The organism is Craterilacuibacter sp. (assembly GCF_051659485.1).
Taxonomy (GTDB): domain Bacteria; phylum Pseudomonadota; class Gammaproteobacteria; order Burkholderiales; family Chromobacteriaceae; genus Craterilacuibacter.
Genome location: NZ_JBOFOO010000329.1, coordinates 1 through 4,147 on the forward strand (window position 1 = coordinate 1; position 4,147 = coordinate 4,147).

At 61.0% G+C, this 4,147-nt stretch carries 5 protein-coding genes; all 5 read right to left on the reverse strand.

Features of this window, described 5'->3' with window-relative positions:
* Positions 1-1,116: carbamoyl-phosphate synthase large subunit (carB, locus tag ACRC1E_RS11375; protein ID WP_438515208.1), on the reverse strand; the 1,116-nt coding region annotated here is incomplete at its 3' end.
* Between the two features lie 26 nt (positions 1,117-1,142).
* Positions 1,143-1,790 carry a leucine efflux protein LeuE gene (leuE, locus tag ACRC1E_RS11380; RefSeq protein ID WP_438515209.1) on the reverse strand — a complete coding sequence of 216 codons (648 nt, stop codon included), beginning with the start codon at positions 1,788-1,790 and terminating at the stop codon, positions 1,143-1,145.
* 22 nt (positions 1,791-1,812) lie between these two features.
* On the reverse strand, positions 1,813-2,940 hold the full coding sequence (gene carA, locus ACRC1E_RS11385) for a glutamine-hydrolyzing carbamoyl-phosphate synthase small subunit (protein ID WP_438515210.1): 1,128 nt from the start codon (positions 2,938-2,940) through the stop codon (positions 1,813-1,815).
* Positions 2,941-3,069: 129 nt separating this feature from the next.
* Entirely contained in the window at positions 3,070-3,816 is a 747-nt protein-coding gene (gspN, locus tag ACRC1E_RS11390; protein ID WP_438515211.1) for a type II secretion system protein N, read from the reverse strand.
* A partial coding sequence (gene gspM, locus ACRC1E_RS11395; RefSeq protein ID WP_438515212.1) for a type II secretion system protein GspM occupies positions 3,813-4,147 on the reverse strand: 335 nt, incomplete at its 5' end. The genes gspM and gspN, both read right to left, overlap by 4 nt.

The following is a 4,147-nucleotide window of genomic DNA, read 5'->3' on the forward strand; positions in this document are numbered from 1 at the left end:
GTCATCGGCCAGCGGGAATTTCTCGAAGGTAAAGCGTGGAATCTTGGTCACGACATAGTCGATGGACGGCTCGAACGAGGCCGGGGTCGCACCGCCGGTAATATCGTTTTTCAGCTCGTCCAGCGTGTAACCCACCGCCAGCTTGGCCGCAATCTTGGCAATCGGGAAGCCGGTCGCCTTGGAGGCCAGTGCCGATGAACGCGAGACACGCGGATTCATCTCGATCACGATCATCTCGCCGTTGTCCGGGTTGACCGCAAACTGCACATTGGAGCCACCGGTATCGACACCGATCTCGCGCAATACCGCGATCGATGCGTTACGCATGATCTGGTATTCCTTGTCGGTCAGGGTCTGGGCTGGTGCCACGGTAATCGAGTCGCCGGTATGCACGCCCATCGGGTCGAAGTTCTCGATCGAGCAGATGATGATGCAGTTATCGGCGCGGTCACGCACCACTTCCATCTCGTACTCTTTCCAGCCCAGAACCGACTGTTCGATCAACAACTCGTTCGTCGGGCTGGCTTCGAAACCACGTTCGCAAATGGCAAGGAATTCTTCCCTGTTGTAGGCGATGCCGCCACCGGAGCCGCCCATGGTGAAGCTAGGACGGATCAGCGTCGGATAGCCGACCTCGACCTGTGCCGCCAGCGACTCTTCCATGGTATGGCAAACGAAGGACAAGGGGCAGGACAGGCCGATCTTGGCCATGGCTTCCTTGAAACGGCCGCGGTCTTCGGCCTTGTCGATCGCGTCTTCGGATGCGCCGATCAACTCGACCTGGTATTTTTCCAGCACGCCGTGGCGCGACAGATCCAGCGCGCAGTTCAGCGCAGTCTGGCCACCCATGGTCGGCAGGATCGCATCCGGACGCTCGCGGGCGATGATCTTCTCGACCACCTGCCACGAGATAGGCTCGATATAAGTCACATCGGCCATTTCCGGGTCGGTCATGATGGTGGCCGGGTTGGAGTTGACCAGAATGACCTTGTAACCTTCTTCACGCAGCGCCTTGCAGGCCTGTGCGCCGGAATAGTCGAACTCGCACGCCTGTCCGATGACGATGGGACCGGCGCCGATGATTAGAATGCTTTGTATGTCGTTACGCTTGGGCATGATGCTCTCGAATTTTTATTTAGTATTCAGTTGAGGCCGGCCGTCGCCAGCTTGGCGCCGAAGCCCAGAAACATGACGCCTACGCCACCGCTGGCGGCACTGGCCAACCGGCGCCGGGCGCGAAAGGCGGCGGCCAGATGATTGCCGGCCAGAATCAGTATGGTCAGATAGGTCATGCTGCAAACCTGCAGGATCGCCCCCAGCGCGGCAAAAGTCAGCACGGGGTAGGCATAGGCCGGGTCGACGAACTGCACAAAAAACGACAGGAAAAACAAGATAGCCTTGGGATTCATCAGGCTGATGGTCAGCGCACGCCTGAACGGGCTTCTGGCATCGACCACCAACGCCGGGCTGTCGCCGGTCGCCACGGGTGTCCGCCACGACTTGACCGCAGCGATCAGCATGTGCACGCCTATCCACGCCAGATATGCCCCGCCCGCGTACTTGAGTACGGTAAACAGCAGCGGCCAGGCCTTGAGCAGACCGGCCGCGCCTCCGGCAGCGGCACACATCAGCATGGCATCACCGACAAACACTCCGCATGCGCCGGCAAAACCGGCACGTATCCCCTTCTGGCCGGCAACCGATAGCACATACAGCGAATTCGGCCCCGGTAGCAGGATGATGAAAATCGTCCCGACAAGGTAGGTCAGCGGATCGGTAATGCCCAGCATCTCAGTCTCCTGTTGCAGCCATTCAGGCCTGCTCGTCCATCGCAGTGATAAAGCGGTCGAACAGATAGGCGACATCATTCGGCCCGGGGCTTGCCTCCGGGTGCCCCTGGAAGGAGAACGCCGGCCTGTCGGTCAGTGCGATGCCCTGTACCGTCCCGTCAAACAGCGAACGGTGGGTAATGCGCACATTGGCCGGCAGACTGGTCTCGTCGACCTGAAAACCATGGTTCTGGCTGGTAATCATCACCCGGCCGGAGTCGAGATCCTGCACCGGATGATTGGCGCCATGGTGGCCGAACTTCATCTTGCTGGTCTTGCCGCCGGCAGCCAGACCCAGGAGCTGGTGCCCCAGGCAGATGCCGAATACCGGAGTGCGGGTTTCCAGAATTTCGCGAATGGCGGTGATGGCATAGTCGCAAGGCTCGGGATCGCCCGGGCCGTTGGACAGAAATACGCCATGAGGATTGAGCGCCAGTACATCGCACGCAGGCGTCTTGGCCGGCACGACCGTCAGCTTGCAGCCACGTTCGGCCAGCATGCGCAGGATGTTGTGCTTGACGCCGAAATCATAAGCCACCACGTGATAACGCGGCTCGGTCTGCTCGGTATAACCTGCGCCCAGACGCCACTCGCGGGTCGTCCACTTGTAAGCGGCCTCGCAACTGACCACCTGCGCCAGATCCTGGCCCGCCATCGAGCCGAAGCCCTTAGCCAGTTCGATTGCACGCGCCTCGTCGATGTCGCCGGCCATGATGCAGCCGGCCTGAGCCCCGCCTTCGCGCAGGATGCGGGTGAGTTTGCGGGTATCGATATCGGCAATGGCAACCGTGTTATTGGCTTTGAGGTAGTCGGACAGCGACACCTCGGCGCGGAAGTTGCTATGCAGCAGCGGCAGGTCGCGGATGATCAGGCCGGATGCAAAAACGGCGCCGGATTCGGCGTCTTCCGAATTGGCGCCGACATTACCGATATGGGGATAAGTCAGGGTAACAATTTGTTTGGTGTAAGACGGGTCTGTCAGAATTTCCTGATAACCGGTCATGGCGGTATTAAACACCACCTCGCCGACAGTATGGCCGACTGCACCGATCGCGGTACCCTTGAAGACGGTGCCGTCAGCGAGGGCAAGAATTGCGGGTACGGTAGACACAGGCTAGCTCCTGAATGATGGTTGCAGATTCTTTATCGTTTTTATGTAGATAACGGGACCCAGCTTTAAGCTTGTCCCGTTTGGTTAAACCTGTGCATCATACCCATATTGCATCGCAATACGCAAGCATCAAACGCCGGACTGTGCCCGCCAGTTTATCGAATAGGGGCCGGAAGGCAGCCCCAGCATCAGCATCAAAGGCCGCAAGGCCGCATAGTTTTCAGCATCGCTACTGGCCGATCCGCCGAAATCGGGCAGGCGCCCCGGCTGCCATTGCCCCTGCCCGTCTATCTGCAAGGGCCCGGACAAGGTCTGTAAAGCGAGGCCCAGCGCCGGGCCCTGGCCGCTGACATTCAGCACATAACTGCCAAAAGGCTGCAGCCGCGTCAGCGGCGATGATGCCCCCAGCCAGCTAACGCGCGCACTGCCGCTAAAGCCCTCGCTCACCTGCCCCAGGCTGGCAACATCCAGCTGCAGCAAACCACCCAGCCGGGCGGCACGCCAGGTATCGGACAAACCGGCGAGCGCCGCCACCGGCAGTGCCAGCGCAACCTTGTCCAGCTGCCAGCCATCCGGCGTCAGACGGAACGCCCCTTCTCCGGCATCGGTTTGCAAAGTCCAAACCAGCGCGCCCCTGAACAGCGCAGTCGATTCAAAGCGCCAGCCTATGCGGCTTGCCGCCAGCACCGAGCCATCCTCGGCCACGAATACCGGCCGCCCCTGCCCCGACCATACGGTGCCGCTAGTCTCACTCAATACCCAGCGCGACTGGGTCAGCTGGGCTAAAGGCACCCCCAGCCAGCTGGCAGGCAGCGCGGCAATGGCGCCAGCCAGCACCACAGGCAGGGCCAGCAGTATTTTCCAGCGCCGCTTCATGCGACACCACCGGCATGCACCAGCACCGCATCCAGCTTGACCATGCCCGGCACCGCAGAAGCCGTGGCCTTCATGCGCTGCACCCGCACCTGCTGCAAAGCCAGTTGGCCGGCAAAGCCCAGCCAGGCATCAAACGGCACCTCGCCACTGATACGCACGCCCTGCTCGCCCTCGGCGGCCAGCTGCCAATGACCGGACAAAGGGTGGCTGCTGGCGGTGCGTTCGATCACGTTTTGCAGATCGGCAGCGCCCAGCGTGGCCACCAGCGGCTTGCGCTTGAGTGCTTCCGCCTCGCGCACCAGTTTCTGGTCGAATGCCAACTCGGCCTCCA